Below are 26,479 nucleotides of genomic sequence, written 5' to 3'. Positions count from 1 at the left end.
ATGGCACGATCGACCAGGGAATCCAGGGCCTCCGTACCCAGGCAGCGGCCCCGCCTGACCGAGAACCTCGCCACGTACGTCTACGGCATCGTGCCCGCGGACATGGAGCTCGACCAGGACGAGCTCGGGGTGGGCGAGCCGGCCGGCCGGGTCGAGATCATCCGGCACGGCGAGATCGGCGCCCTGGCCAGCGACATCGACGCTGACCAGCCGCTGGGCCGCCCCGGCGACTACCTGGCCTACGAACGGCTGCTGGACTCCGTGGCCGCCCGCTCGCCCGTGCTCCCGTTCCGGTTCGGCGCGGTGCTGTCCGACCCCGACGCGGTCGTGACCGAGCTGCTCGAACCGCACCACGACGACTTCCTCGACGCCCTGGACGACCTGGGCGACCAGGCCGAATACATCGTCCGAGGCCGCTATGTCGAGGCGACGGTGCTCGGCGAGGTGCTCGCGGAGAACCCCGAGGCCGCCGGGCTCCGGCAGGCCATCCGCGGCCTGCCGCCGGAGGCCACCAGGAACGAGCGCATCAGGCTCGGCGAGATCATCGCCGCCTCCATCGAGGCCAAACGGGACTACGACACGAACCTGGTCCTCGACGCCCTCTCCTCGATCTACTCGACGGCGCTCGTCCGGGAGCCGACGCACGAGCAGGACGCCGTACACGTGGCCCTGCTCGTCAGGACCGGCGACCAGCGAGCCCTGGAGCGGGCCCTGACCAAGGTCGGCGACGACTGGGAGGGACGCGTCGACCTGCGGTTGCTGGGCCCGCTCGCCCCCTACGACTTCGTCACGGCGCAGGCGGAGGTGTGAGGGCGTGGGCCTGCTGACCACGATCCTGGCCTGGCCGCTCGTCGTGCCGGTGCGCGGGCTGATCTGGCTCGGCGAGCTCTTCCAGGACCAGATCGAGATGGAGACCCGCAACCCCGCCTCGGTCCGGCGTCACCTGGAGGAGATCGAGGCCGCCAGGGAGGCGGGGGAGATTTCCGAGGAGGAGCAGAACCGGGCGGTCGAGCGCGTGCTGCAACTCATGACCGCGACCACCCGGAGGTGACCCTGTGCCCGTCAAACGCCACGTCGTGCCGGAAAGGCGTCCACGCAGCGACGTCGACCAACCACGCCCCCGCGACGACCGGCCCTACGACGACCGGCCCCGGGGCGAGGAGCGATCCCGCGGCGAGGAGCGACTCCGGGGCGAGGAGCGATCCCGCGGCGAGGAGCGACTCCGCGGCGAGGAGCGGCCCCGCAGTGAGCCCCGCAGTGAGCCCCGCGGTGAGCTCCGCGGTGAGGAGCGATCACGTCTGGAGCGGACGCGGCCGGCCGGGCTGGACGCGGCCACGGCCGGGGAGTCCGGGATCCGGCACATCGACGAGCTGACCTCGAAGGCCATCGAGGGGGTCACGTCCGTGGAGCCGGCGGAGGACGGCTGGGTCGTCGACGTCGAGGTCGTCGAGGACCGCCGCGTCCCGTCCTCGGGCGACATCCTCGCCATCTACGAGGTGCAGCTCGCCCGGGACGGAAGCCTGCGCTCATATCGACGGGTCCGGCGCTATCGGCGGGCCAACACCGACCTCGGACAGGCGTAGACATGGAACGAATGACACAGTCCGGCCCCGTCGTCCGCCAGCCGTACGGGGTGGCGCCCCCGGGCGGCCGCGAGCCCGCCAACCTCGGCGACATCCTGGAACGGGTGCTCGACCGCGGCGTCGTGATCGCCGGCGACATCCGGGTGAACCTGCTCGACATCGAGCTGCTCACGATCAAGCTACGCCTGCTCATCGCGTCGGTGGACACGGCCAGGGAGCTGGGCATCGACTGGTGGGAGCACGACCCCTGGCTCTCCGGCCGGGACCGCGAGCTGGTGGAGGAGAACCGCCGGCTGCGCCGCCGCCTGGCCGCCGTGGAAGGACCGGCGGACCTCGATATCGGGCACCGCGAGGCCGGGCACCGCGATGTCTGATTCCGGCACCTACCTGTACGCGGTCGCGAGCGAGTCCGTGCCCGTCGACGTGCCCGGCGTGGCGGGCACCCCCGTACGCACGCTCACCCGCGGCGCCCTCGTCGCCTACGTGAGCACCGTGCCCCTGGCGGAGTTCGGCGAGGAGCCGCTGCGCCACTCCCTGGAGGACCTGGACTGGCTGGCCGAGACCGCCCGCGCCCACCACCGCGTCGTGGAGGAGGCGGCGCGGGTCCCGGTGGCCCCGGTCCGGCTCGTCACCGTGTACGCGGATGACGACCAGGTGCACGAGCTGCTGGACCGGCGCGGCGAGGAGTTCCTGGCGGTGCTGTTCCACGTCACCGGGCGCAGGGAGTGGGGTGTCAAGGCGTACGCGGGGCAGGCGGCCGGCCCGGCGGCGACCCCGGTGAACGGCGGCGACCCCGGCAGACCGGGGACCTCCTACCTGAGCCGCCGCCGGGAGAGCCTGCGCGGCCGGGAGCAGGCCCGCCGGCTCGCCGTCACTCGCGCGGAACACATCCACGCCAGCCTGTCGCGGCTGGCCGTCGCCAGCCGCCGCCACCGCGCCCAGGACCCGCGGCTGTCCGGCCACGACGAGTGGATGCTGCTGAACGGCGCCTACCTCGTCGACGTGGGCCGGGACGAGGAGTTCGCCGCCCTGGTCGGCAGCCTCGGCGGCGACGGCGTGGACGTGCGCCTGACCGGCCCCTGGGCGCCCTACTCGTTCACGGTGCTGGAGCCCGGTTGAGACGCGACGTACTGTCCGACGATCGCCTGCCCGCCCAGCGGGTGGCCCTGGTGGACCTGCTGGACCGGCTGCTGGCGGGCGGCGTCGTGGTGACTGGCGACCTGGTCCTGACCATCGCGGACGTGGACCTCGTACGCATCTCGCTCCGGGCCCTCATCGCGTCCGTGGACGGCCCCTTCGAGGGCCCGTGATGGCGACCGAATCGCCCGCCTGGCGGATCAAGGCCGACTCCGAGACGGTCGAGCGCGACCTGACCCGCCTCGTGCTCACCCTGGTCGAGCTGGTCCGCCAGCTCGTGGAGCGCCAGTGCGTACGCCGGATGGACCAGGGCGACCTGACGGAGGAGCAGATCGAGGTGCTGGGGGTCACGCTGATGCGCCTCGAGGAGGCCATGACGGACCTGTGCGAGCGCTTCGGCCTGACCCCGGAGGACCTCAACCTCGACCTCGGCCCGCTGGGCACCCTGCTGCCCACGGAGTGAGACCCCGCGCACGCGGGGAACCGCCAGGCGAAGGGCGCTCAACCCGGCCAGGTCTCGCACCGCCAGGCGTCCCCGTCCCACTCCACCTCGAACGGCACGGCGTGCGGTAACGGCGCTCCCCACACCCGCCCGCCCAGCCCGCACAGGGCGCTGAGCCCCACCGTCAGGCTCCCGATGTGTCCCACCACGGCGACGGTCTCGCCGGGATGCGCCGCGGCGATCGAGGTCAGCGCGTCCACCACCCGCGCGGTCACCGCGTGCCCGTCCTCGCCGTCCCCCACCGCCTCGTCCAGCTTCCCGTCCACGACCCATGAGCGGAGCACCTCGGTGGCCCGCGCCCGCACCGCCGGATCGCTCGTGCCCTCCAGCCCGCCGATGCCGAACTCGGCCAGCTCCGGCAGGGTCGCGACCCCGTCGAGGCCGATCGTACGGGCGATGATCTGGGCGGTCTGCCGCGGCGGGACGGCGGCGCCGGCGTAGACCCTGGTGATGCCCTCCCCGATCAGCCGCCGTGCCGCCTGCCCTGCCTGCACCCGCCCCCTCCCCGTCAGCTGGGCCAGGGGGAGCGCCCCGGTGGCCGAGGAGACGGCGTTCGCGGACTCGGCATGGCGCAGGCACAACAGGCGAACGTGATCGCTCATACTCGGACCCTACGAGTCTCCCGGATCAGAAAGGCTCACCACCCCCGGGATCAGGCGAAAGGTGGTGGAATCCCGCCGTAAAGCCGAGGCGGACATTGCTGACAAACGCGGAGCGCTCCCCTGCGAAGGCCCGTCTTTGTGGCCTCCCGGGGAGCGCTCCTGGCTTCGGGTGATCTGGCAGCCGCCAGGCGAACTACCGGCTGCCGGGTGATTTACCAGTCACCGCCGCCGAAATCGCCGCCGCCGAAGTCACCGCCGCCGCCGAAGTCGCCCCAGCCACCGGCGTCACCGCCGCCGAAGTCGCCGCCGCCACCGTCGGCGTAGCCCTCCGCGTAGCCGGCGCCGTAGCCGCCGTAGCCGAAGCCGCCGATCATGCTGCCCATCATGGTGCCGATGAACATGCCGGTCATGATGTCGCCGAAACCGCCGTAGTAGCCGTAGGCGTACGGCTGGTAGGCGGGGCCGGCGTCGTAGTAGGGGCGGCGCTGGCCGTCGACCATGACCTCGCGCATCTGCGGGTCGAAGCCGCGCTCGACGGCCTCGGCGTCCATCTTGCAGGCGGGAACGTCGCGGACCGCGCCACCCTGCGGGGCCCAGCGCACGTCACGGACGGAGGGGCCGTGCTGCGGGTTGAAGAAGCAGGGTGCGCGCCGCTCGGGGACCGGGTCGTTGTTGACCTTGGCCTTCACCACGGCCAGCGCGTAGCGGCCGTCCTCAAGGGTCTGGGTGACCTCGCGCACCTGGTCGGGGCGCTGCACCGCGGCGAGCTGGGTCTTGGCCTTCTCGTAGGAGTCGAGGGCCGTCTGCCACTCGTCGATGTGCGTGCCGCCCTGGCCGGCGAGGGTCACGTCGGTGTCGAGAGCGGTGATCTCCTCGCCGAGCTTGGTGACGTCCTCGTCCACGGTCTGCTTGACCGCGGCCAGGTCCTTGGCCTCCTGGATGGCCCGCTTCTTCTTCTTGTTGCTGGAGTAGAGGAAGTAGCCGCCGCCGCCGACCAGCACGAGCACGCCCAGGCCGATCAGCGCGGCGGTGCCGCCCGCGCCGGGGTTGGCCTGGCTGCCGGGGTCGAGCGACGTACGGGTCTTGCCCGCCACGGCGTTGTCCACCCGGTTGGCGAAGTCCTTCATCCCGGCCACCACGTCACCGGGGTTGGCGGTGGTGGAGAGCCGGGACAGCTGGCCCGCCAGCCCGCTCTGGCGGATCGAGGTCGAGGCCGCGTAAAGAGTCGTGCCGTCCAGCACCGCCATCGTGGACGAGGGGGCGCTCTGGCTGACCATCGTGGAGTGCAGACTGTTCATGAAGGACCCGATGGAGGAGTCATTCACGGTGCCGTCGGGAAGCGCCACAGCGAAGATCTTGCTGTCGGCCCCCTTCAAGGCGTCACGGATCTCACTCTGCTGGTCCGACGTCAGCGGGGAACCGGACACCACGAACAGTGGATCTCCCTTGTGCCAGCTCGACACCACCGTGGTCGGATCCGGTGGAGCCGCCGCGTGGGCGGCAGGGGACAGCGCAAGAACGACGATTAGACCGGCGATCAGAGCCGAAATCACGGCCCCTGCTCGGCGCAGCGATTGGGTCATTGGCAGCAAGCCTCCTTCGCCCTTGAGGACGAACGGGCGGTCGGGAAAGTTCCTCACTGCGCACGGTACCCGCCCAGGGCCGGGCGAGCGCGTAGTGTCACCGAAGATCCTGGTCGTGGAATGGCCCACGACGCCCGCCCGAGGGTCGTCAGCTGTCCTTGATCTCGCAGATCGTCGCCCCGGACGTCACGGTCTGGCCCACCGCCGCGGTCAGTCCGGTGATCGTGCCCGACTTGTGGGCGGTCAGCGGCTGCTCCATCTTCATGGCCTCCAGCACGACGACCGTGTCGCCCTCGCTCACCACGTCCCCGTCCGAGGCCACGACCTTGACGATCGTGCCCTGCATCGGGCTGACGAGCGCGTCGCCGCCGGCCGCCGACTTCTTCGAGCCGCCGCCGCGGCGCCGGGGCCCCTTGGTGTTCGCGTTGGGCGTAGCGGTGGGGGTGCCGAGCCCGGCGGGCAGGACCACCTCCAGGCGCTTGCCGCCGACCTCGACGGTCACCGTCTCCCGCGCGCCGGCCTCGTCCGCGGCGAGCTCCGCGGAGTACGGGGCGACCGTGTTGTCCCATTCGGTCTCGATCCACCGCGTGTGCACGGCGAACGGCGCGGAGGCGAAGGCGGGATCGGCGACGACGGCCCGGTGGAACGGCAGCACGGTCGGCATGCCCGAGATCTCGAACTCCGCCAGCGCCCGCGCCGAGCGCTCCAGCGCCTCCTGCCGGGTGCGCCCGGTCACGATCAGCTTGGCCACCAGCGAGTCGAACGTCTGCGGCACCGTCATCCCGGCCTCGTAACCGGCGTCCAGCCGCACCCCGGGCCCCGAGGGTGCGCGCATGACGGTCAGCGTGCCGGGCGCGGGCAGGAAGTTGCGGCCCGCGTCCTCGGCGTTGATCCGGAACTCGATCGAGTGGCCGCGCAGCACCGGGTCGCCGTAGCCGAGGGTCTCCCCGTCGGCGATCCGGAACATCTCCCGCACCAGGTCGATCCCCGACACCTCCTCGGTGACCGGGTGCTCGACCTGCAGCCGGGTGTTGACCTCCAGGAAGGAGATCGTCCCGTCCTGGCCGACGAGGAACTCGCACGTGCCCGCCCCGGTGTAGCCGGCCTCCTTGAGGATGGCCTTGGAGCTGGCGTACAGGACCTCGACCTGCTCGGGCGACAGGAACGGCGCCGGCGCCTCCTCCACCAGCTTCTGGTGGCGGCGCTGGAGCGAGCAGTCACGGGTGCTCACCACGACCACGTTGCCCGCCTGGTCGGCCAGGCACTGCGTCTCGACGTGGCGCGGCCGGTCGAGGTAGCGCTCGACGAAGCACTCACCGCGCCCGAACGCCGCGACCGCCTCGCGCACCGCCGACTCGTACAGCTCGGCGACCTCCTCCATGCGGCGCGCCACCTTGATGCCGCGCCCGCCGCCCCCGTACGCGGCCTTGATCGCGATGGGCAGCCCGTGCTCCTCCGCGAACGCCACCACCTCGGCGACCCCGGAGACCGGGTCCTTGGTGCCGGGGACCAGCGGCGCGCCGACCTTCTGGGCGATGTGCCTGGCCTGCACCTTGTCCCCGAGCGCCGCGATGGCGGCCGGTGGGGGCCCGATCCAGACCAGGCCGGCGTCGATGACGGCCTGGGCGAAGGCGGCGTTCTCGGCGAGGAAGCCGTAGCCGGGATGCACGGCGTCCGCCCCGGCCCGCCCGGCGATGTCGAGCAGTTTCCCGATGTCGAGATAGGTCTCGGCGGGGGACTGGCCGCCCAGTGCGTAGGCCTCGTCCGCCACCTTGACGTGCAGGGCGTCGAGGTCCTGGTCGGCGTAGACGGCCACGCTGCCGATCCCGGCATCCTTGCACGCGCGGGCCACCCGCACGGCGATCTCGCCGCGGTTGGCGATCAGAACCTTCCGCACCTGCCCGTCCTTCCTTGTCTTGTTTACCGGCGGCCTGTCTCAGCGGCCCAAGTAGGCGCCGCCGTTCACATGGAGCACCTGCCCGGTGATGTGCCTGGCTCCCGCGGATGCCAGAAAGAGAACGGTATCCGCCACGTCAGAGGGAGTGCCAGGGCGGCCGTTGCGGGTGTTCTCCACCCGTGCCCTGATCCCCTCCTCCGTCAGGCGGCCGCGGAAGAACTCGGTGTCCACGACGACCCCGGGGGAGACGACGTTCGCGGTGATGCCCTGGGGGCCCAGCTCGGCGGCCAGGTCGGCGGTCCAGGACTCCAGGGCGGCCTTGGCGGCGCCGTACGAGCCGGAGCCCGTGCCGCGGGCGGCGAGCGAGCCGATCGTGACGATCCGGCCGCCCCTGCCCATGCGGGGCGCCAGCGCGGTCGTGACGAGCACCGCGGACATCAGGTTGGCGTTGAGGTTGGCCCACCACGCCTCGGCCACGTCCATCAGGTCGTCCGACTGCCTGCGCTCCAGGTTGGTGTTGCCGCCCGCGTTGTTGACCAGCACGTCCACCCGTGGCGGCAGGCCGTCGACGGCCTCCTTCACGGCGACCGGACTGGCGGCGTTGAAGGCCGCGCAGTCCGAGCCGAGCTTGGAGGCGGCCTCCTTCAGCACGTGCTCGCGGCGGCCGGTGATCGTGACGTGGTCGCCGAGCGAGACGAACGCCGCGGCCACGGCATAGCCGATGCCTGTGCCGCCGCCAGTGATCACAACCTCGCGCATGGGCGGAAAGCTCCTGGTTGAAGCCGAACAATCCTCCGGATAGACCATAGCCGCTCGGCATAACGGGGGCGACGGCCGGTGGGTCCCCTTAGGGTGAGGGCGCTTTCACACGGTTCAGGGAGGATGCATGAGCCAGAGTATGCTCGGCGGCGACCCCGCGGAAATGCAGCAAATGTCCACGCAGTTCAATCAGCAGTCCGAGGCGGTGCGCACGACCATGACCGCGCTCGACCGCGAGGCCGCCAAGGTCGGCACCGCGTGGACCGGTCCTGGAGCGCAGCGTTTCCAGCAGGCCTGGCAGAACTACCGCACCGCCTTCCAGCGGATGACGGAAGAACTGCAGGAGGCTTCGCGGGTCATCGGCACCTATCGTCAGAACATCGAGTCCGCCACCAAATGATCAACGGACGGAAGCCCTGGCAAGGGCGCCGGGGCTTCTTCTGTTGAACCGGGCAGGTCGCCAAATCGGGGCAGGCTACGCTTTTCCCCATGATCGGTCGCGTTTTACTGGCGAGCGGGCTCGCCCTGCACACCCTCGCGGCGCCTGCGGTGGCCGCGGCCGACGACGACTGCAATCCGAAGAAGGGCACGGTGCAGTTGCCCGCCAGCGAGCCGTGGGCGCAGAAACGGCTCGACATCAAGAACGCCTGGCGCCTCACCATGGGCGCGGGGGTCACGGTCGCCGTCGTCGACAGCGGCGCGGACCTCCACCCGCAGGTGCAGCTTTCCAAGATCATTGACGAGACGCACACCGGTTACCGCGACTGCGTGGGCCACGGCACCGCCGTCTCGGGCATCATCGGCGCCCACTACATCGAGGGGGTCCCCTTCCACGGGGTCGCGCCGGACGCCAGGCTCGTGATGATCAAGCAGAGCAACAAGTCCGAGGGCGACGTCGCCAAGCTGATCAGCGGGATCGAGGACGCCGTCGCGGCCAAGGCGGATGTGATCAACGTCTCCGTCCGCGCCTCCGACACCCCCGGGCTGAGGGCGGCCGTCCAGCGGGCGCTGGATCAGGACATCCTCGTGGTCGCCGCCGCCGGGAACGTCACCGGTCCCGACGACCAGGACGTGCCCGCCTATCCGGCCGCGTACGAGGGCGTGCTGGCGGTGGGCGCCGCCACCCCCGACGGGCGCCGCGCCGACTCCTCCAACGCCGCCACGCCCGTGAGCGTGCTCGGCCCCGGCACGGACATCACCGCGCCCTGGCCGGGGCGCAGCTACATGCGGGGCCTGCAGGGCACGAGCTTCGCCGCACCGTACGTGGCCGGCACCGCCGCCCTGGTACGGGCCCGCTTCCCCGACCTCACCAGGGAGCAGGTACGCCAGCGCATCATCGCCACGGCGGACGGCACGGTCGGCGCCGGCACCGGCGCGGGCATGGTCAACCCCATGCTCGCTCTCACGGCCGTGCTGCCCTACGAGGCCGCGAACGCGCCCGTGGTCGCCGAGCCCCCTCCCTCCCCGCTGCCGGTCGGCGCCATCGCGAAGGTCCCGCCGCGTGACGAGACCGCCATCGGCGTCTCCCTGGCGGTGGCCGCAGGGACGCTGATCGTGATCATGGTCGCGGGCGCGTTCGCGTTGCTCATTCCGCTGGGCCGGCGGCGCGGCTGGCGCGCCGGACGCGTGTCCTGAATGTGACCTTATGATGAAATGTCAATTCACTACTGAAACCACTGATGCAAATGTGGCGGATTTGGTTGAATGTCCCTTCGAGATCATGCTTTAAGTGAAGGGATGGAGATGCACCCCCTGCAGCCGGGTGATCCCGAGAATGTGGGTGCGCATGTCATCTCTGGACGTTTGACCGAGGGCCCGCGTGGCGTGGCCTACCTCGGCAAGGAGTCCGATGACCTGCCGCTGAGAGTGATCAAGTTGTTGCGCCCTGACCCGGCGACGGGCGGCGACGACAGCGCTCGGTTCGCCCGGGTGCAGAGCGTCTCCAGTTCGCACGTGGCCAGGACGCTGGCGCATGGCATGCACGGCGACCAGCCGTACGTGGTGCGCGAGCACGTCGAGGGGCGGAGCCTCGCCGAGATCGTGGCGGAGGACGGCCCGCTCGACGGCGACTCGCTGGAGCGCCTGGCGACGGGCGTGCTCACCGCGTTGACCGCGGTGCACCTGGCGGGGATCACGCATCGGAGCCTCACTCCGAACAATGTGATCGTCGCTTCCGACGGCCCCCGAGTGACCGACGTCGACCTGGGCGAGCCCGCCGGCGAGGTGGGGTACCGCGCGCCCGAGCAGATCAGAGGGCTGGGCTACGGGCCGTCCGCCGACATCTTCGCCTGGGGCGCGATCGTGGTGTTCGCCGCGACCGGGAAGGCCCCGTTCGGCCAGGCGCCCGAGGCGGTGCTGGACGGCGAGCCCGAGGTCGGCGACCTGCCCGACCGCCTGCGCCGGGTGGTGCTGCTGGCGCTGTCCAAGGACGTCGGCAAGCGTCCGACCACGTACACGGCGCTGTTGCAGCTCCTCGGTGACAAGCGCGGTGAGGCCGCCGCCATCGCGACGCAGAAGGTCCCGTCCATGCCGGGCGCGCCGATCGAGGGCGTGCCGGTGCAGGGGGCGCCGGGCCAGGGCGTGTCTCCGGTGGCCGGGCCGCCGCAGTGGGGGCCGCAGGTTCCGCAGGAGCCCGTGCCGGGCGGACCCGTGCCGCCCGGGCCGATGCCGCAGGGTGGCGCTCCGGTGCCGCCCGGTCCCCCGCAGATCGGTCCCGTGCCGCCGGTGCCGGGTGGTCCCGGGCCCATGCAGGGCGTGCCGATGCAGCCTCCCGCGCCTGTGTGGGGGCCGCCGCAGGACCAGCCGCAGCCGCAGGTGCTGCAGTCGGTCCCCGGGCAGACGGTGTCCTCCCGCGCGCCGCGTAAGTCGTTCCCGATGGGGCTTGCCGCGGCTGTGGGGGCGCTGGCGTTGCTGTCCGGCGTGGGGCTGTGGGGAGCCAACCACTACGCCACCACGCAGCGCTTCGAGCCGGTCGCCGCGGCGGTGGACGCTCCCCCGAGCGAGGGTGGTGCCGCGGGGGTCGGCGGAACGGGCGACTCGGGCGGGCAGCCCGAGCAGCCCGCGCAGGGCCAGCCCCAGGTGACCGTGCCGTGGGCGGCCACGCCGAGTGCCGACCCGAACGACGTCGGCCCGATGGTGCTGCCGACCGACTGGACGTCGCCGACGCCGCCGGAGCTGAGCACCGTGCCGACGCCGCTGCAGATCCCCAACCAGCCGGTCACGCCGCCTCCCGCGCAGCCGACCGCGGTGCCGGCCACCGTGCCGGCCACGGTGACGGTGACGCCGACCCCGACGGTGACGGTGACGCCGACACAGACCACCCCCACTCCGTCGCCGCCCCCGACGCAGACGCCGACGCCGACGGAGACCTCGACGGAGACCGGGACCCCGACTCCGTCTGAGACCGCCACGCCCACGCCCTCGGAGACGAGGACCCGGCACAGGCACAGGCACACCCCGACGCCGACGGTGACGGTGTCCCCCTCTCCGACGGCGACGGCGAAGCCGCCGGTGACGGTGACCGCCAAGCCGCCGGTGACCGTGACGGCCAAGCCGACGGTGACGGTGACGGTCAAGCCGACCGCGAGGCCGAAGCCGACGCCGTCGTTCGGGCTGACGCCGTCGGCCAAGCCCACCAACGGCACCCCGCCGACGGAGATGCGCAACCCGAAGAATCCGGTCGCGGTCTGCGGTCCGGGCTTCACCGTGCAGCGTCAGCAGGCGTTCCGCGGTGGTGAGACGTTCCTGCTCTACAACGGCTCCACCGGTGAGAACTGCGTCGTCACCATGAAGACCGTGGACGTGGGCAAGTCCACTCCGGTCAGCGCCACGCTCGAAGTGCAGGGTGGCGAGAGCCGGACCGACAGCGCCTCGTACGAGTTCTACGCGGGACCGGTCAAGCTGCCCGCCAAGGGCAAGTGCGTACGCTTCCGCGGAAGCGTCGGCTCGGGCTCGACCAGCTCCAACTGGTCCAACTGCGGCTGATCCGGTAAGCACGAAACCCCCTCCGGACGTGGTCCGGAGGGGGTTTTCTCGTCGGGTGGGACCGGTCGAGCGGTAGGGGTCAGGGGTGGTGGAGGCCGGTCATCAGCTCGTCCTTGGACGCCGCCGCGGCCTGCTCCGCCCTGACGACGGCCGCCAGGATCTCGTCGGCCAGGCGCCGGGCGTCCAGGCGTTTCCTGCTCAGCGGGCTGATCTCCAGCGTGAGCAGCGCGCCGAGGGCGTCGGTCGTGGCCACGATCCTGCCCTCGTCGGCCCGGCCGACGAACTGGCGGGCGCTCCACTCGGCCACCATCTCCTCGGCCCGCCCGGCCGCCGCGACCAGCTGGTCCAGGCGCGCCATCGCCTCGTACATCTCCTGCATGCTCACCCCTCCCGCAGCAGGCGCTCGATGTGCGGCGCCAGCGGGTCCCCGCCGTCCGGCACGGACGTCTGCGGACCGGTCAGATGGGCCGTCAGCTCCGTCAGCCGGTCGCCCATCGCGGTGTGGGCCGCGCCGATCGCCTGCTTGACGGCCGCGGCCAGCTGGACGTGGTCCAGGTCGCGCAGGCCGCGCGGATCGATGTTCAGCCGGAGCAGGCGGCCCTCGCCGGAGACCTTGACGTGTACGACGCCTGTCTCGTCCACCCCTTCCAGCTCCTCCCGGGAGAGGCCCTCCATCGCACCGGCCAGCGCGCCCGTCCACTCGTTCACCTCGCGCAGCAGGCCGTTGACGTCGCCTTCCCTGCCTTCCGCGAAGTCTCTGACGTTCTTCATCACTTCGCCGCCGGGACCCACATGTTGCTCAACCTCTGCGGGTCGGAGATGGTGGGCGACAGTTGCAGATCGCGCGGTCCCTGGTTGGGGTCGCCGGACTGGTAGAAGGCGCCCTTCAGGTCGTTGAGCTTCAGCTCCAGCTTGTTGAGCTCGCCCTCGTAGGAGTTGTAGATGTCGGCGAACTGCTTGACCAGGTTGCCGCCCGCGGTCATGAAGAGGCCGACCTGGGTCATCAGCGCGGCCCGGGCGATGGGGTGAGCGCTCATGCTCGCCAGGGTGCGCAGGATCGGCGCGGTGGTGGCGTACATGCCGAACACCGACAGGTCGTACTCCAGCACCTCCTTGTACTGGCTGTGCATGGCGCCGCTCATGTCCTTGCCGATGCCGCCGAGCTGGCTGAACAGGCCGTTGACGTTGAAGCGGACGTACTGCTGCAACATCTCGGCCGCCTGGCCCTGCCAGTGCGGCGAGATGTCGTCGAAGTACCCGCGCCACAGGTTCGACCTGTTGCCCTCCAGGGCGCCCGACATCTCCTTCCACGTCTCCCGCCGGTCGTAGAACAGGAACGGGTTGCCGAGGTTGAGGGTGGCCAGCATGTCCACACCGAGCGCGGCGACACCGAGCCCGGACATCATGATCGCCCCTCTGGTGGTCTGCCGCAGCGGGTTGAGCCCGGTGACCAGGCGCTTGAAGAATCCGGGATCGGTACGGGTGACGGCGGGCGCCACCTGCACGGTCTTCTGGACGGCGCCGGCGCGGTTGGCGATGTGGAGCTGCTGGGGGACCTGGGAAGGAGCGGTCTGGCCGGGCACGATCAGCTTCGGCGGGTCCGAGGGGTTCGACATCCGTGTCCTTCTCAGTTGGTTCCGCCGGGGTTCGCAGCCCGGTAGTTCGCCGCCGACGTGATGAGCTTGGTGCTGTCGTTCTTGAGGAGGTTGCCCAGGATGGTGGCGCTGTCGCGATAGGTGTCGGCGATGTTGTTGTAGCGGCCGACGAACCACAGGCCGACGATCGGCACACCGACGAGCGGCGCCAGGTTCCAGCCCTCGAAACGCGGCGTCCGCTGGTTGACCTGGTGTACGCCCTGGCCCGCGCCGTCCATGACCCCGGCGAAGCCCTCCAGATATTTCAGCTCGGTCTCGTAGCCCTGGAGGTTCGACCTGCCGCTGGAATTGCCGTTGTTGCCGCCGGGTTTCGGCGGGGCGCTGGTCGTGGTGGTCGGCGTGGGCCGCAGCGACGGCGGAAGGCACGCGGGCGGCGGGCACTTGGGAGTGTGCGGGCACGGGCTGACCATGCTCGGCAGCGGACTGGCCGTCGTTGACGGGTTCGCGGTGGCGGACGGCGACGCCGTCGGCGAGCCGGTCGGTGAAGGTGACGTCGTGGGCGAGCCGGTCGGTGACGGCGAGGTGCTGGGCGAGCCGGTCGGCGACGCTGACGTGGTCGGTGTGCCGGTCGGCGACGCGCTCGGCACGGACGTCGAAGGGCTCTGCGACGTGCTGCCCGAGGGGGAGGCGCTGGTGGTTGGATCGGTCGACACGCGATCTTTGTACCAATGGTGTGTCGTAAAGATCCGTATGTTTCCGGTGGTGACAGTGAGTGTGCCGGTACTTTTGGGTTTTTGGTAACCAAAAGTTCTTCTGGGGCGACGGCTCAGTAGGGCTTGTAGCCGCCCCCGTTGTCGAGTGAGCGGATGCCCGGGTGGTGGGCCAGGTCGCCGTAGCGGCTGTAGGTGTACAGGACGCCGGCGATGATGTTGTCCACCGGCTCGCGGATCTTGGTGTAGCCCGGCAGGGCGTGCGCGTTGAACGTGGGTGGGATGGTCTGCATCAGCCCCTGGGACGGCACGCCGTTCTGGGCGTTGATGTCCCAGTTGTTGATCGCGTTGGGGTTGCCGCCGGACTCGTGGTAGATGACCGTCCAGATGCGCTGGATGTCCGTGGGGTCGTTCGGGTCCAGATCGCTCACGTCCAGGCCCCGGGCCCGCAGGATCGAGGCCATCTCCGGCGACTTGATGATCGTGAGCGCCTGCTTGATCCAGTCCACGACCTGGGCCTTGGGCGCGGGGGTGTTGCCGTACGACGAGGGCGCGCCGACGTCGCCACCGCCCGCGAAGCCGCCGGGACCACCGGGACCGCCGGGATCGTCCGCCGAGGAGAGCGTCGTGGAGGGCCGGTAGCCATTCACCTTGCGCCAGTCGACCTGCTGGTCGCCGGGCTGGAAGTCGGCGCCGCCGGGTGGGCGGATGCCGTGGAAGAAGGCGAACCCGTCGCGGCCGAGCTGTCCGTCGAGGGCGGTCTTGGCCGTGGTGAGGGCGCTCTCGGCATCGCTCACGGCCCGGGTGGCCGTGGAGACGGCGCCGCTGAGGGAGGGCTGGGCCTGCAGGTGGGTGTCCACGTCGTCCTGCGAGGCGTCGGGGTGCTGCCTCTTGTACGCGCTCTCCTCCGTCACAGCGCTCTGGTGGAGGCCGCTGATCGTGTTGTGCGCGGTCTCCAGGGCGCCGGCGGCGGTGTCGAGCGCGGCGGCGCAGGTCGTGACCGCGCCCTTCAGTGCCGCGCCCGCCCGCGGGTAAGCGGCCATGTACGTGTGGAAGGCCTCGGCCGAACCCCCGTCCCAGGCCTTGCCCACCTCGTCGACGTAGTTGACGAGCTTGCCGCTCGACGTGTCGACGTGGCCGGCGACCACGCGCAGGGCGGCGGCGATGTTCCTGATCGCCTCGGGGTCGCCCTGGACCTTGTCCTTCATCGAGCTCAGGGTCGTGACGAGGCTCATGCGCCGGAGGCGTTCTCGGCGCGGCGGATGTTGCCGGCCACCTGGCCGAGGGCCTCGTTGACGCCCTTCAGCAGGCTCTGCGCGGCGCCGAGGTCGGCCCCGATGGACTCCCAGACCTGGTCGACCTTGGCGGCCAGGGCGCCGGCGCCGTCGAGGCCACCGAAGATGTCGGCCTTGGTGTCGCCCTTCGGCGCCGGGGTCCTGCTGCCGACGAAGGCGTCCTGCACGTCGAGCATGTTCCGTACCCGGAGGGCCTGCCGCCCGCACTCTTCGAGCGCCTGGACATGCACATCCACGAAACTCATGGAACTCCCTGACTGTCTACGAAGTGCGCCAAAGCCGACAATAGTCGGCATTCGCCTCTGTGGTCACGGCAACAGCGCCTTTCACGGCTGCTCCAGGAAGGCGGTCTGGATCAGGCGGGAGCCGTTCCGCCGGTCGATGTGGAAGCCGCGGCCGACCGGCAGCGGCTGCGGGCGGACGTTGCCGAAGAGCTGGCCTTCCTCCCGGTTGCCCGACATGATCAACGCCGGGCTGGCCATCTCCTTCAGGCGCTGGATGGCCTGGTCGTACATGGCCCGGCTGGCGCCGCCGCTCTGCCTGGCCAGCACCAGGTGCAGGCCGATGTCGCGGGCCTGGGGGAGCAGCTCGGCGAGCGGTGCCAGCGGATTGTTCGACGTGGCCACCAGGTCGTAGTCGTCGACCACGATGTACAGGTCCGAGCCCTGCCACCAGCTGCGCGCCCGCAGCTGCTCGGCCGTGAGGTCGGCCGGGGGCAGCCGCTTGAGCAGGGCCGAGCGGGCGTCCTGGACCAGCTCGGCGGCGGCGGTGCTGGAGGCGGCGTAGCCGATGCGGTGCTCGGTGGCCGCGGTGTCCAGCAGCGAGCGGCGGTAGTCGATCACGATCATCATGGCCTCGCGCGGCGTCTTCCTCGCCACCACGCCCTCCATGATGAGCTTGAGCAGGTTGGACTTGCCGCACTCGTTGTCGCCGAACACGATGAAGTGCGGGTCCGTGTCGAAGTCGATCGTGACGGGCGACAGCGTGTCCTCGTCGATGCCGATCGCGATCCGGCTCGCCCCCGTCTGCTCGGGGCCGGGCATGGAGGCGGCGGGCAGCAGCGACGGCAGCAGGCGTACGGGCGGCGCGGCCGGGCCCTGCCAGGACTGCCGCACGACGTCCGTCATCGACCGCACCCCCTCGGACAGGTCGTCGATGCCGACCTGCCCGTCGATCCGCGGCAGCGCGGCGAGGAAGTGCATGCCGTCCCTGGTCAAACCCCGTCCCGGCACTCCCTCCGGCACGGCCATCGACGCCTTCCTGCTGATCTCCGACTCGTACGCGTCACCCAGCTTGAACTCGATCCTGGTGCCGAACAGGTCCCTGATGCCCGCCCGGAACTCCGACCACTTGTTGGTGGCGGCCACCACGTGGATGCCGTACCCGAGCCCGCGCGCCGCCAGGTCGGTGATCACGCCCTCCAGGTTCTCGAACTCCTGCCTGATCGTCAGCCACCCGTCGATGACCAGGAACACGTCGCCCCAGCCGTCGCCCTGGAGGCTGCCGTCGGCCATCATGCGCCGGTAGGTGGCGATGGACTCGATGCCGCGCTCGGCGAAGTCCCGCTCCCGCTGCCGCAGCAGCACGGAGATCTCGGCGACCGTCCTGCGCACCCGGTCGCCGTCGAGCCGGCTGGCCACGCCGCCCACGTGCGGCAGCCCCTCCATCGCGGTGAGGCCGCCACCGCCGAAGTCGAGGCAGTAGAACTGCACCTCGCGCGGCGTGTGGGTGAGCGCCATGCTGGCGATCAGCGTGCGCAGCACGTTGCTCTTGCCGCTCTGCGTGCCGCCCGCCACGCCGATGTGCCCGGCCCCGCCGGACAGGTCCACCCAGTACGGGTCACGTCGCTGCTCGAACGGCCGGTCGATGATCCCGATGACGGCGTGCAGCTTGCCCCGTCCCTCCCAGCCCGGCGTGGACAGGCCGAGCTCCGGCGTGACCGAGAGCGGCGGCAGCAGGTGGGCGAGCGTGGGCGACTCGCCGAGCGGCGGCAGCCAGATCCGGTGGGCGGCCGGGCCGTGGCCGGCCAGGCGGCGTACCACGATGTCGAGCAGGCTGTTCTGCGCGGCGCGCTCGGTCATCTCCGCGGCCGGCTGCTCCTGCTTGGGCTTCTCCTGCACGACCGGGAGCGGCACGAAGCCCGGGCCGTACTCCACGACCTGCCGCAGGATGGTGTGGTCGTCCTCGGACCCTGCGCGGGCGGTGTCGGGCTGGTGGGCGCCGGACACGTACGCGGCCTTGAACCTGGTCATGCCGCTGGTGTCGAACTTGAGGTAGCCGTTGCCGGGCGCGGAGGGCAGCTCGTAGGCGTCGGCCACGCCCAGCACGACCCGGCTCTCCATGGCGGAGAACGTCCGCAGGCCGATCCGGTAGGACAGGTGGGTGTCCAGGCCGCGCAGCCGCCCCTCCTCCAGGCGCTGCGAGGCCAGCAGCAGGTGCACCCCGAGCGAGCGGCCCAGGCGGCCGATCATCACGAACAGCTCGATGAACTCCGGCTTGGCCGACAGCAGCTCGCTGAACTCGTCCAGGACCACGAACAGCGTCGGCAGCGGACGCAGGGCCGCCCCCTGCTCGCGGGCGCGCTCGTAGTCGCGCAGCGAGGCGTAGTTCCCGGCCGAGCGCAGCAGCTCCTGCCTGCGTACCATCTCGCCGTGCAGGGCGTCGTGCATGCGGTCGACCAGCGGGAGCTCGTCCTCCAGGTTGGTGATGACCGCCGAGACGTGGGAGAGCGACTCCAGCCCGAGGAAGGTCGCGCCACCCTTGAAGTCGACCAGGACGAAGTTGAGGATCTCCGAGGAGTGCGTGACCGCCAGGCCGAGCACCAGCGTGCGCAGCAGCTCGGACTTGCCCGAGCCGGTGGCGCCGATCACCAGCCCGTGCGGTCCCATGCCGCCCTGCGCGGACTCCTTGATGTCCAGCTCCACGACCCGCCCGTCGGCGCCGAGCCCGATCGGCACCCGCAGCCGGTTGCGGCCGGCCCGGGGGCGCCAGGTGGCCCCCGGGTCGAGCCGGGTCGGGTCGCCTACGCCCAGCAGGTCGGTCAGCGTGGTGTTGACCGCCAGTACGTCCTCGGCCTCGCCGCCGGCCACCGCCGAGGCGCGTAACGGCGCGAGCTGCCTCGCCAGGCCCTCGGCCCGCATGTAGTCGACCCGGTCGGGATCGCCGAGCCGGGTCTTGTGCTCCTTGCCGGCGTGGTCGATCTTCACCATGTGGAACCCGTCCGGCCGGACCTCCAGCCGCAGCGTGTTCTTCTCCTCCACGTCGGCCGTCGAGCGTGACAGGTCGATCACGGTGACGCCCTGGATGGCGTCGCTGCCGAGCTGGGAGTCGTGCGGCACGTGCCCGCCGTCCAGGATCAGCACGTGGTAGGGCAGGATGTCGGCCGCGGCGCCCGGCCGGAAGCGGGCGCGCTCCCGCAGCTCCTTCCCGACCAGCCGGTCCAGCTCGTTCAGGTTCTCCGTCATCAGCCGTACGGGGCCCGCCGCGTCGACCTCCTCCGGGTGCAGCGCGTGCGGCAGCCACTTGACCCACTCCCAGTGCGGCATCGTGTCCGACCCGGCGCACACCATGATCCGCATGTCGTCGGGCGAGTGGAACACGGTCAGCTGGGCGATCATGGCGCGCACCAGGTCACGGGTGACGCCGGGGTCGCCGGTCAGCCGGATCCTGGCGAACGAGCCGAGCGCCACGGCGACGGGCAGCCCGGCGACCGTCGAATGCGCCCTGACGAACCTGCGCAGCGCGCCGGCCGACAGGGCGTCCAGGTCCTCCACGGGCTTGGAGTCCGGCGGGATGAGCTGGATGGCCAGCTTCTGGACGCCGGTGCCGAGCCGTACGGTCGCGAAGTCCTCGTCGCGGGGGCGGCGCTCCCACAGCCGGGGGCTCATGGCGATCCACCACAGGGCCTCCGGCTCCGGGCCGCTCCACTCCAGGGCCTCGCGCTGCTGCCTGGCCGCGCGCTTGGCCCGCTTGCGGACCTGGCTCAGGTACCGGAAGTAGTCGCGGCGGGCGCCGTTGAGCCGGTATTTGCGCTCCCCGGCCTGGCGGCCCATCTGGCCCAGCGTCATGCCCACCATGGAGACCGCGAACAGGCCGCTGGCCACGTACATGACCGGGTTGGCGTTGCCGCCCGCGGTGAACATCAGGCCCATCGCGGCCGCCCCCGCCCCCATGGGGAGATAGGTGAGGACCGCCGAGAAGCCCTGGCTCTGCACCTCGGGAATCTCGGGTGGGGACTCGAGAAGGATCTCGCCGCGCGGCGGCTTGGGGCCTGGGCGGCGTTCCGGGCGACGTACGACGACGATGCTCATCAAAGACGTTCTTACCAGAAGAGACCAGATATGTTCTCTGTTGTCCGTGGCCACTGGTGGGGACGGAGTAGCGATTTTGGGACAGATGGTTCAGGGGCCTCCGCCAGGGCCCCCGCCGTTCCAGGGGCCGCCCCCTGGGCCGCCACCGATGCCGCGTGGCTACCCCGGCCACCCGCCGGGCCCGCCTCCGGGACGGGGTCCCGTGCAACAGGGTGCGCTCCCGCAGGTGCCGATGCCGTTGCCGGCCCAGTGTCACGTGACGATCGTCGGCCCGCGGCGCAAGGCCGACCTGGCGCTGCCCGCCGACATCCCGCTGCCCAACGTGCTGCCCAGCCTGCTGCGCGCGCTCGGGGAGGTGGGTGGCGAGTCGGCGGCGTCGCCCGGATGGACGCTGCAGCGGCTCGGCGGGGCGCCGCTCGACCTGGGGCTGAGCCTGAGCGCGCTGGGCGTGCTCGACGGCGAGATCCTCTACCTCAGGCCGCGCGAGGCGGTCCTGCCGCCGGCCCTCTATGACGACGTGGCGGACGTGGTCGCCACCGGGGTGCGCGACGGCCGGGGCGCCTGGTCGGCCAAGCACACCAGGATCCTGGGCGCCTCCGGGGCGACCGGCCTGCTCGTACTGGGCGGGATCGGCCTGGCCGTGTCCGGCCTGTCGGGGCTCGTCATCACGATCGTGGCCGGGGTGCTGGCGCTGCTGCTGGTCGTCACGGGCGCGCTGCTGTCCAGGGCCGTCGGGGACTCGCTGGCGGGGGCGCTGATCGGGCACGCCGCGCTGCCGTACGGGTTCGTGGCGGGGCTGTTCGCGCCGTCCGGCGGGGCGACGGCGTACGGGTTCGGCGCTCCCCACCTGCTGGCGGCGCTGGCCTGCACCGCGCTCGTCGCCGCCGTCGGCGGCGCGCTGATCTCCGACGGCGTTCCCGGCTTCCTCGGTACGGCCGTCGCCACCACGGCCGGGGCGATCTGCGCGGCGGTGGTGATGGTGTGGGCGCCCACGCCGGCCGGCGTGGCGGCGGTGGCCGTCGCGGTGCTGCTGGCCTTCACTCCGCTGGTGCCCACGCTGGCGTTCAAGCTGGCCAAGGTGCCGCTGCCGGCCATGCCGACCACCGCCGAGGAGCTTCGCAACGACAACCAGCTCCTGGACGCCTCGGCCATCCAGGAACGCACCAGGATCGCGCAGCGCTACGCCACCGGCATGGTCGCAGCGGTCGGGATCTTCGCGCTGGTCACGCAGGCGTTGCTGGTGCTCCACGACGACTGGGTGGCCTCGGTCATGACGGTGTCGCTGTCGCTCACGCTGATCATGCGGGCCCGCTTCTTCCATGGGCTCGGGCAGCGCGTCTGGCTGGTCGGTACGGGCCTGGCGGGCTTCGCCATGCTGGCGCTGTCGTTGTTCGGCAGCGGCGGGATCGTCGGGTCGCTGTCCGTGGCCATCGGGGTGCTGTGGCTGGCGCTGATGACCGTGGGCATCGGGCTGTGGCTGGCGGTGGGCAAGCCCTCGCCGTTCTGGGGGCGCGCCGGCGACATCGTGGACATCGTGCTGATCGTCCAGCTCTTCCCGCTCGCGCTGGGAGTGCTGGAGGTCTACACCTGGGTACGCGGCTTGTCCGGCTGATCGTTTCGAGGCGCTGATCGTTCGAAGGCAGGGAGCAGGGGATGCAGGAGTTCGGAGACTTCGCAAAGATCGACATCGACAAGCTGCTCGAGGGCGCCGACAAGCAGATCGCCCTCCTCGGGGAGTTCCAGAAGAACGTCACCTCGCTGGTCGGCCGTGCCCAGGACGAGGACGGCTTCGTCACCGTGGAATACGCGCAGGAGGGCGTGCGCGAGCTGGAGCTGCACCCCAAGGCGATGCGGCTGTCCTCGGGAGAGCTGGCCGAGCTGATCAAGGCGACGCTCAAGGACGCCACGGACGACTTCCAGAAACAGCTCCACGAGACGGCGGGCGGGCTGTTCGGCGAGGAGGACAACCCGATGAAGTTCGCCACCGACCCCGAGGCGATGACCGAGCGGCTCAACGCGGCGCAGCGGATGCACGATCGCGCGTTCGAGGACGTGATGGGGGAGCTCGACGGCATCCGGCGCAGGCTCGGTCTCTGACGTGGTGGGCGACTGCCGCAGCCGGTCGATGTCAGGTTGTGATCGGGCGCCTACCTGGACGTTTATCAAGATGTCGCCGTACCGCGACCGAGCCGCAATCAGATATTTCTGTGATTTCTGGGATCAATGATGGCTAACATGCCATTTGATGTTGTTCACGGGGGTAGTTCCTTTCGGAGGTCAACGCCCGCCGTAACAGACCAGGCCACGTAGACCTATGGAGGTCAAGTGTCACTGTACGGCGCAAGCCCTACTCAACTGACGACCGCAGCGGGCTATTGCCAGGACACCGCTCAGTACATCGAGGGAATGCGGCAGCGCGTCCAGCAGATCAAGGGCGACCTGACCACGCAGGGTTGGAAGGGCGGCGCGTCGCAGCGCTTCAGCCAGGCGCTGGACCAGTGGGACGTCGAGTTCAAGCAGGTCATCAAGATCCTTGAGGACATCTACGACCGGCTGAACATCGGTGCCGGTGTCTACCGGAACGCGGCCGACCAGAACATGGACATCGCCGGCGGGTTCGCCGGCGACGGCCAGTCCGGACGCATCGACTCCCTCATCAACGCCAACCGCTGAGCAGGAAGGAGAAGGCCATGGCTGCCACGCCCGACGACTACACATACGTCAAGTTCCCCTCGATGGAGGTGGCCTACGAGGAGCTCAAGAAGGTCATCACCGAGCTCGACAAGGCCACCGACGACCTGTACGCGGACATCAAGAGGGAGCTCGGTGCCAGCTGGGAAGGCGAGGCCGAGCGCTACTTCGATGTCAAGCGCGAGCAGTGGAACCAGCACGAGAAGGCCATGGGCCAGCAGCTGTTCCAGGCCGCCGAGGCGGTCAGCATCGCCAAGGGCAACTACGAGAGCGCCGAGCGCCGCAACATCAGCATCTGGACGGACTAGTTCCAGTACGTCCGCTTTCCTCTCGGCCGTCGTCGGGGCACGGTGGCCGAGAGGTCTGCCGCTTAGGGGATAGGCATGAGCAACAACGGCCCAGGAATTCACGTCGACCCGCACCTTTTCGACGCCCGGGAGAACTCGCCGTCCAGCATGCGGGCGATCGCAAACGAGCTGCGGAGCAGCCTCAACGGCATGCTGGGCGATGGCCGGCGGCCGAACAGCGATGAGATCACCGGCTGTGGGCTGTCCGGGTCCCAGATCGGCCAGTGGGACGACGCCGTGCGGTTCTCCTCCCAGGTCGGGTCGAGCAACGCGGGCAGGAAGTTCGCCGAGGTCTACGGGAGGTTCGTGCAGGCCTACCAAGAGGTGTGCGAGGCCATCGAGGCCAGCGCCGACAACCTCGACCGGGCGCGCCGGGCCAACGAGGGTGATGGCTGATGGCCGACCACGGGCGGGTCAACATCACCCCGGAGGGTGGACGTCCGCAGGGGACACGTCCTTCCGTCCCCAAGGCCCAGATCAAGCAGTGGCTCGACTCCACCGACCCGGGCACCGTCCAGACCGCCGGGCAGGCGTACAAGGACCTGGCGAGCAAGGTCCAGGCGGCCGCCGACACCCTTGAGACGCACGCCCGCAAGATTCTCCAGGCCTGGCAGGGGCCGGACGCCGCCCGGGCCAGGACGGCACTGGAACTCCTGCACGCCACCGGCAACGAGCTGTCCACGAAGATGGACGCGATGGGCGGGGCGCTCCAGACGTACGTGGGGCACCTCAACACCGCCAAGACCGAGGTCGAGAGGGACTGGGACCCGATCGGCCCGTACGCCACCGAGGACGACCGCGCGGTGGCCAAGGTCGCGCTGAACAACACGCTCGCGCAGCGAGCGCTCGAAGAGCTCAACCAGAAGATCGTCGCCATCTCCACCGGTGAGGTCCCCCAGTTCGTCGAGTACGACCTGCCGACGGTGAACATCCCCGGCGGTCCCCCCGCCACGCAGGATCCCGGCTATCCCACCGGCACCGACACGAACGGCCCCACCTTCGGCCGCTCCGCGACCGACTACTCCGGCGGCGGCTCCAACGGCGACACGCGGGGTTCGGGCCCGGGGGATTCCGGCGGCTCCAACCCCGGCGGCTCGAACCCGGGCGGCTCGAATCCCGGCGGATCCGATCCCGGTGGCTCGAACCCTGGTGGCTCCGACCCCGGCGGCTCCGACCCAGGCCAGAACCCCCAGGATCCGCCCCCCACCCAGCCCCCCGGGCAGCCGCAGGTCCCCGGCTCGGACAACGGTACGGTCCCGCCGGTCATCGGCGGCGACGGCCAGACGGTCACCGACGGCACGAACGGCACCGACCCGCGCCAGACGGACATGGCCGCCTTCCAGCCGACGACCGCGATCACCACGCCGTTCACCACGGTGACACCGCCCGGCTCGTTCGCCACGACGACGCCGCCCAACCTGTTCACCCCCACACCGCCCGGCGGTGGCTCCCCGATCATGCCCTCGGTGATCGGCTCGCCCGTCATCGGCGGCGGTCCGGGCGCGGCCGGCGCGGCCGGTGGGCGCCTCCTCGGCGGGGGAGCGACCGGCATGCCCATGATGCCCTTCATGGGTGGTGCCGCCGGCGCCCCCGAGCACGGGGACATGGAGCGGACCACGTTCCTCACCGAGGACGCGAGCGCCTGGACGACCAGGAATGACACGACGGACCCGGTGATCGGATGACCAACAACGGGGCGTACCCGTATCCGGGCCTCCCCGGCGGGCAGTTGCCCCCGACGTCGTCGGGGATCTCCTTCACCGACGGGGAACTGAGCAACATCGGCAAGCAGATCACCGGTCAGGTCAGTATCCTCCAAGGTCTGAAAGATGGGGTCGGGGGCCTCGGCGTCCCCTTCCCGAGCTTCGGCGTGATCGGCATCGGCATCGAGTTGGCGCTGGACAGGGCGGTAAATGCCCAGGGTGAGGCGTTGGCCAAGGCCCACAAGGCGCTGTCGTCCTGGCAACCCGCCCTTGAGGCGGCCGACAGGAACTACAGGAAGGCCAACGACGAGAGCGGTGACCCGTTCGGCCCCGGCGGCCCGGGTGGCCCGGGAGACCTCGGCGACTTCGGCGGTCCGGGCGGATTGGAGAACGTCGGTCTCGGCGGCGCTGGTGCCGGTGACCTGCCCGGCATGCCGGACGGATCGCTTCCGGGCAGCGATCTGCCAGGCAGTGATCTGCCAGGGAGCGACCTGCCGGGAAGTGACCTGCCGGGAAGCGACCTGCCCGGGAGCGACCTGCCCGGCGTGGACACCCCTTCCACCGATCTTCCCAGTACGGAGCTGCCCCAGCAGAACATGCCGGGCCTCGATCCCGCGGACATGAAGGTCCCCGACATCGCCTCGGCACTCAACGACCCGTCCAAGACGGACCTGTCCTCCTACCAGCCGATGAACCCCAACCTCGCCGGAAATCCGGCGTCCATGGATCCTTCCGGTCTGGGGACCCGCACCGGACCCGGCACCATGGGCGGCCCCGGAGCGGGGACAGGCATGGGCGGTCCAGCGAACGGCCTGTCCCCTGCCGCCGCGGCCGGGCTCCGCGGGGCTGGTGCGGGCGGCATGCCGATGATGCCGTTCATGCCGCCGATGGGCGGTGCCGCCGGCGGTCAGGAGGAACGTGACCGAGAGCAGACCGTCGGCCTCTCCGAGGACGAAGGTGTCTGGGGCGGGGACGAGGACGTCGCACCTCAGGTGATCGGGCAGGAGGAGTTGTGAGCGCGCTCGACGCGTACCGGACATCTGCGGTGGTAGCCGCCGGAGCGGCTGTCGTCATCGCAAGTCCTTGGGCCGTTTACGTCGCCCTCGCGATAGCCACTATGGTGTCCAATCCCGAAGGCATGGAGGAGGCGGCCAGAAACTGGCGCATGGAAAATCCGGGGGGCGAGAACGCGCCGAAGCTCTCCGAGCTGACTACCCAGTTGAACACGCTGCGGACGCAGCTTCAGGAGCAGGGCACCTGGGAAGGTGCGGCGTTCGAAGCCTTCGACAAAATCCATGCCGGCTTCAAGGAATCGGTTGAAGAGCTGGAGAAGCTCCGTAAGGACACCGGTACTGCCGTCGACCAGACTGCGACGTTCGCCAAATTCGGTGCCGGCATGGTCTCTGCCATCGCATTATTCATGGCCTACGCGGCGGCCTTCAGACTGGTCTCCTACTTCACGGGCCCGATCGGCTGGGCGACGGCTCGCGCCGCGTTGGACTCCGCGGGCCAAGCCGTCCTCAAGGTGGCCAAGGTGATGCTGGGGAATCACAGAAAGGTGATCATGAGGGCCGCCATGGTCATGGCCACGGCCGAGGCGGCCTCTTACGCGACCGGCAAGATCTTCCCCACGTTCGAGGCCATCCCGGGCTCCATGATGTCCTCCATGTCGGGCGGTGGCGTGAATTCGGAGCCGTTCTCGACCGGCGGCGGGGGAATGGAGTACGACGAGCAACTCGGTGGCCTCACTCCGGTCATGGACATCTAGTAGGTGGCCTTCC

Annotated in this window: 30 protein-coding genes; 19 read left to right on the top strand and 11 right to left on the bottom strand. The window is 70.6% G+C overall.

The window, feature by feature from the left end; all coding sequences use genetic code 11:
* The 7 genes from BLS95_RS08190 to BLS95_RS08160 are packed head-to-tail and all read left to right on the top strand — an operon-like array spanning position 1 to position 3,183.
* On the top strand, positions 1-810 hold the full coding sequence (locus tag BLS95_RS08190; protein WP_090930263.1) for a GvpL/GvpF family gas vesicle protein: 810 nt from the start codon (positions 1-3) through the stop codon (positions 808-810).
* 4 nt (positions 811-814) lie between these two features.
* Positions 815-1,051, top strand: coding sequence for a gas vesicle protein GvpG (locus BLS95_RS08185; protein WP_090930262.1), 237 nt, complete (start codon positions 815-817; stop codon positions 1,049-1,051).
* Between the two features lie 4 nt (positions 1,052-1,055).
* Positions 1,056-1,583 carry a gas vesicle protein GvpO gene (gene gvpO / locus BLS95_RS58940; RefSeq protein WP_281249961.1) on the top strand — a complete coding sequence of 176 codons (528 nt, stop codon included), beginning with the start codon at positions 1,056-1,058 and terminating at the stop codon, positions 1,581-1,583.
* Positions 1,584-1,594: 11 nt separating this feature from the next.
* A complete protein-coding gene (gene gvpJ / locus BLS95_RS08175) occupies positions 1,595-1,957 on the top strand; it encodes a gas vesicle protein GvpJ (protein WP_090930261.1) in 363 nt (120 codons plus the stop codon).
* Positions 1,950-2,702: a GvpL/GvpF family gas vesicle protein gene (locus BLS95_RS08170; RefSeq protein WP_090930260.1), complete on the top strand. Its 753-nt coding sequence runs from the start codon at positions 1,950-1,952 to the stop codon at positions 2,700-2,702. Before gvpJ ends, BLS95_RS08170 begins: the two co-directional genes overlap by 8 nt.
* The gene (locus BLS95_RS59780) at positions 2,699-2,893 is read left to right on the top strand and encodes a gas vesicle protein (protein ID WP_425434704.1); all 195 of its coding nucleotides are present in this window, start codon (positions 2,699-2,701) and stop codon (positions 2,891-2,893) included. Before BLS95_RS08170 ends, BLS95_RS59780 begins: the two co-directional genes overlap by 4 nt.
* Entirely contained in the window at positions 2,893-3,183 is a 291-nt protein-coding gene (locus tag BLS95_RS08160) for a gas vesicle protein K (protein WP_090930259.1), read from the top strand. The genes BLS95_RS59780 and BLS95_RS08160 overlap by 1 nt, the downstream gene beginning before the upstream one ends.
* Positions 3,184-3,221: 38 nt before the next feature.
* Here BLS95_RS08160 and BLS95_RS08155 read toward each other — a convergent pair whose 3' ends face one another.
* The 4 genes from BLS95_RS08155 to BLS95_RS08140 all read right to left on the bottom strand — a co-directional run bounded on the left by BLS95_RS08155 (position 3,222) and on the right by BLS95_RS08140 (position 8,063).
* Positions 3,222-3,824: a histidine phosphatase family protein gene (locus tag BLS95_RS08155; protein ID WP_218135649.1), complete on the bottom strand. Its 603-nt coding sequence runs from the start codon at positions 3,822-3,824 to the stop codon at positions 3,222-3,224.
* Positions 3,825-4,036: 212 nt separating this feature from the next.
* Positions 4,037-5,377, bottom strand: a complete 1,341-nt coding sequence (locus BLS95_RS08150) for a hypothetical protein (protein WP_245764920.1) — start codon at positions 5,375-5,377, stop codon at positions 4,037-4,039.
* 178 nt (positions 5,378-5,555) lie between these two features.
* Entirely contained in the window at positions 5,556-7,304 is a 1,749-nt protein-coding gene (locus BLS95_RS08145) for an acetyl/propionyl/methylcrotonyl-CoA carboxylase subunit alpha (RefSeq protein WP_090930257.1), read from the bottom strand.
* A gap of 39 nt (positions 7,305-7,343) precedes the next feature.
* Positions 7,344-8,063, bottom strand: coding sequence for an SDR family NAD(P)-dependent oxidoreductase (locus BLS95_RS08140; RefSeq protein ID WP_090930256.1), 720 nt, complete (start codon positions 8,061-8,063; stop codon positions 7,344-7,346).
* 127 nt (positions 8,064-8,190) lie between these two features.
* On the opposite strand from BLS95_RS08140, the gene BLS95_RS08135 reads away from it, so the two are divergent.
* From BLS95_RS08135 to BLS95_RS08125, 3 genes are all read left to right on the top strand, one after another.
* Complete coding sequence (locus tag BLS95_RS08135; protein WP_176993072.1) at positions 8,191-8,463, top strand: WXG100 family type VII secretion target; 273 nt, start codon at positions 8,191-8,193, stop codon at positions 8,461-8,463.
* A gap of 89 nt (positions 8,464-8,552) precedes the next feature.
* Complete coding sequence (locus BLS95_RS08130) at positions 8,553-9,698, top strand: S8 family serine peptidase (protein WP_090930254.1); 1,146 nt, start codon at positions 8,553-8,555, stop codon at positions 9,696-9,698.
* Between the two features lie 168 nt (positions 9,699-9,866).
* The gene (locus BLS95_RS08125) at positions 9,867-12,047 is read left to right on the top strand and encodes a serine/threonine protein kinase (protein WP_176993071.1); all 2,181 of its coding nucleotides are present in this window, start codon (positions 9,867-9,869) and stop codon (positions 12,045-12,047) included.
* Positions 12,048-12,126: 79 nt separating this feature from the next.
* Here the strand turns inward: BLS95_RS08125 and BLS95_RS08120 are convergent, their stop codons facing one another.
* Genes BLS95_RS08120 through BLS95_RS55485 form a run of 4 tightly spaced genes read right to left on the bottom strand, consistent with a single transcriptional unit; the run spans position 12,127 to position 14,112 of the window.
* A complete protein-coding gene (locus BLS95_RS08120; RefSeq protein WP_090930252.1) occupies positions 12,127-12,426 on the bottom strand; it encodes a YbaB/EbfC family nucleoid-associated protein in 300 nt (99 codons plus the stop codon).
* Positions 12,427-12,428: 2 nt separating this feature from the next.
* Positions 12,429-12,818 (bottom strand): YbaB/EbfC family nucleoid-associated protein, encoded by a 390-nt coding sequence (locus BLS95_RS08115; RefSeq protein WP_143043632.1) that lies wholly within the window; start codon positions 12,816-12,818, stop codon positions 12,429-12,431.
* Positions 12,818-13,663 carry a hypothetical protein gene (locus BLS95_RS08110; protein WP_090930250.1) on the bottom strand — a complete coding sequence of 282 codons (846 nt, stop codon included), beginning with the start codon at positions 13,661-13,663 and terminating at the stop codon, positions 12,818-12,820. The genes BLS95_RS08115 and BLS95_RS08110 overlap by 1 nt, the downstream gene beginning before the upstream one ends.
* Positions 13,664-13,674: 11 nt before the next feature.
* Positions 13,675-14,112 (bottom strand): hypothetical protein, encoded by a 438-nt coding sequence (locus BLS95_RS55485; RefSeq protein WP_176993070.1) that lies wholly within the window; start codon positions 14,110-14,112, stop codon positions 13,675-13,677.
* Here BLS95_RS55485 and BLS95_RS55480 point away from each other — a divergent pair.
* Positions 14,111-14,443, top strand: coding sequence for a hypothetical protein (locus tag BLS95_RS55480; protein WP_176993069.1), 333 nt, complete (start codon positions 14,111-14,113; stop codon positions 14,441-14,443). The genes BLS95_RS55485 and BLS95_RS55480 overlap by 2 nt on opposite strands.
* Before the next feature lie 25 nt (positions 14,444-14,468).
* On the opposite strand, the gene BLS95_RS08100 is transcribed toward BLS95_RS55480, so the two are convergent.
* From BLS95_RS08100 to eccCa, 3 genes are all read right to left on the bottom strand, one after another.
* Complete coding sequence (locus BLS95_RS08100) at positions 14,469-15,560, bottom strand: transglycosylase SLT domain-containing protein (RefSeq protein WP_218135648.1); 1,092 nt, start codon at positions 15,558-15,560, stop codon at positions 14,469-14,471.
* A gap of 23 nt (positions 15,561-15,583) precedes the next feature.
* Complete coding sequence (locus BLS95_RS08095; protein WP_143043631.1) at positions 15,584-15,892, bottom strand: hypothetical protein; 309 nt, start codon at positions 15,890-15,892, stop codon at positions 15,584-15,586.
* 81 nt (positions 15,893-15,973) lie between these two features.
* Positions 15,974-19,957 (bottom strand): type VII secretion protein EccCa, encoded by a 3,984-nt coding sequence (eccCa, locus tag BLS95_RS08090; protein ID WP_090930247.1) that lies wholly within the window; start codon positions 19,955-19,957, stop codon positions 15,974-15,976.
* A 232-nt stretch (positions 19,958-20,189) separates the two neighbouring features.
* Between eccCa and eccD the strand changes: the two genes are divergently transcribed.
* From eccD to BLS95_RS08050, 8 genes are all read left to right on the top strand, one after another.
* The gene (gene eccD / locus BLS95_RS08085) at positions 20,190-21,569 is read left to right on the top strand and encodes a type VII secretion integral membrane protein EccD (protein WP_245764942.1); all 1,380 of its coding nucleotides are present in this window, start codon (positions 20,190-20,192) and stop codon (positions 21,567-21,569) included.
* Between the two features lie 41 nt (positions 21,570-21,610).
* Positions 21,611-22,054 (top strand): hypothetical protein, encoded by a 444-nt coding sequence (locus tag BLS95_RS08080; RefSeq protein WP_090930245.1) that lies wholly within the window; start codon positions 21,611-21,613, stop codon positions 22,052-22,054.
* 228 nt (positions 22,055-22,282) lie between these two features.
* Positions 22,283-22,630 carry a WXG100 family type VII secretion target gene (locus BLS95_RS08075; RefSeq protein ID WP_090930244.1) on the top strand — a complete coding sequence of 116 codons (348 nt, stop codon included), beginning with the start codon at positions 22,283-22,285 and terminating at the stop codon, positions 22,628-22,630.
* A gap of 17 nt (positions 22,631-22,647) precedes the next feature.
* On the top strand, positions 22,648-22,956 hold the full coding sequence (locus BLS95_RS08070) for a WXG100 family type VII secretion target (protein ID WP_090930243.1): 309 nt from the start codon (positions 22,648-22,650) through the stop codon (positions 22,954-22,956).
* A gap of 75 nt (positions 22,957-23,031) precedes the next feature.
* Positions 23,032-23,391 (top strand): hypothetical protein, encoded by a 360-nt coding sequence (locus tag BLS95_RS08065; protein ID WP_090930242.1) that lies wholly within the window; start codon positions 23,032-23,034, stop codon positions 23,389-23,391.
* The gene (locus BLS95_RS08060; protein ID WP_090930241.1) at positions 23,391-24,680 is read left to right on the top strand and encodes a WXG100 family type VII secretion target; all 1,290 of its coding nucleotides are present in this window, start codon (positions 23,391-23,393) and stop codon (positions 24,678-24,680) included. Before BLS95_RS08065 ends, BLS95_RS08060 begins: the two co-directional genes overlap by 1 nt.
* The gene (locus tag BLS95_RS08055; RefSeq protein ID WP_090930240.1) at positions 24,677-25,714 is read left to right on the top strand and encodes a hypothetical protein; all 1,038 of its coding nucleotides are present in this window, start codon (positions 24,677-24,679) and stop codon (positions 25,712-25,714) included. Before BLS95_RS08060 ends, BLS95_RS08055 begins: the two co-directional genes overlap by 4 nt.
* Complete coding sequence (locus BLS95_RS08050) at positions 25,711-26,466, top strand: WXG100 family type VII secretion target (protein ID WP_090930239.1); 756 nt, start codon at positions 25,711-25,713, stop codon at positions 26,464-26,466. The genes BLS95_RS08055 and BLS95_RS08050 overlap by 4 nt, the downstream gene beginning before the upstream one ends.
* Positions 26,467-26,479: the final 13 nt, after the last annotated feature.

The sequence above is a fragment of the Nonomuraea jiangxiensis genome (assembly GCF_900099965.1).
GTDB lineage: Bacteria > Actinomycetota > Actinomycetes > Streptosporangiales > Streptosporangiaceae > Nonomuraea > Nonomuraea jiangxiensis.
This window is presented reverse-complemented; position numbering and strand designations above follow the sequence as displayed.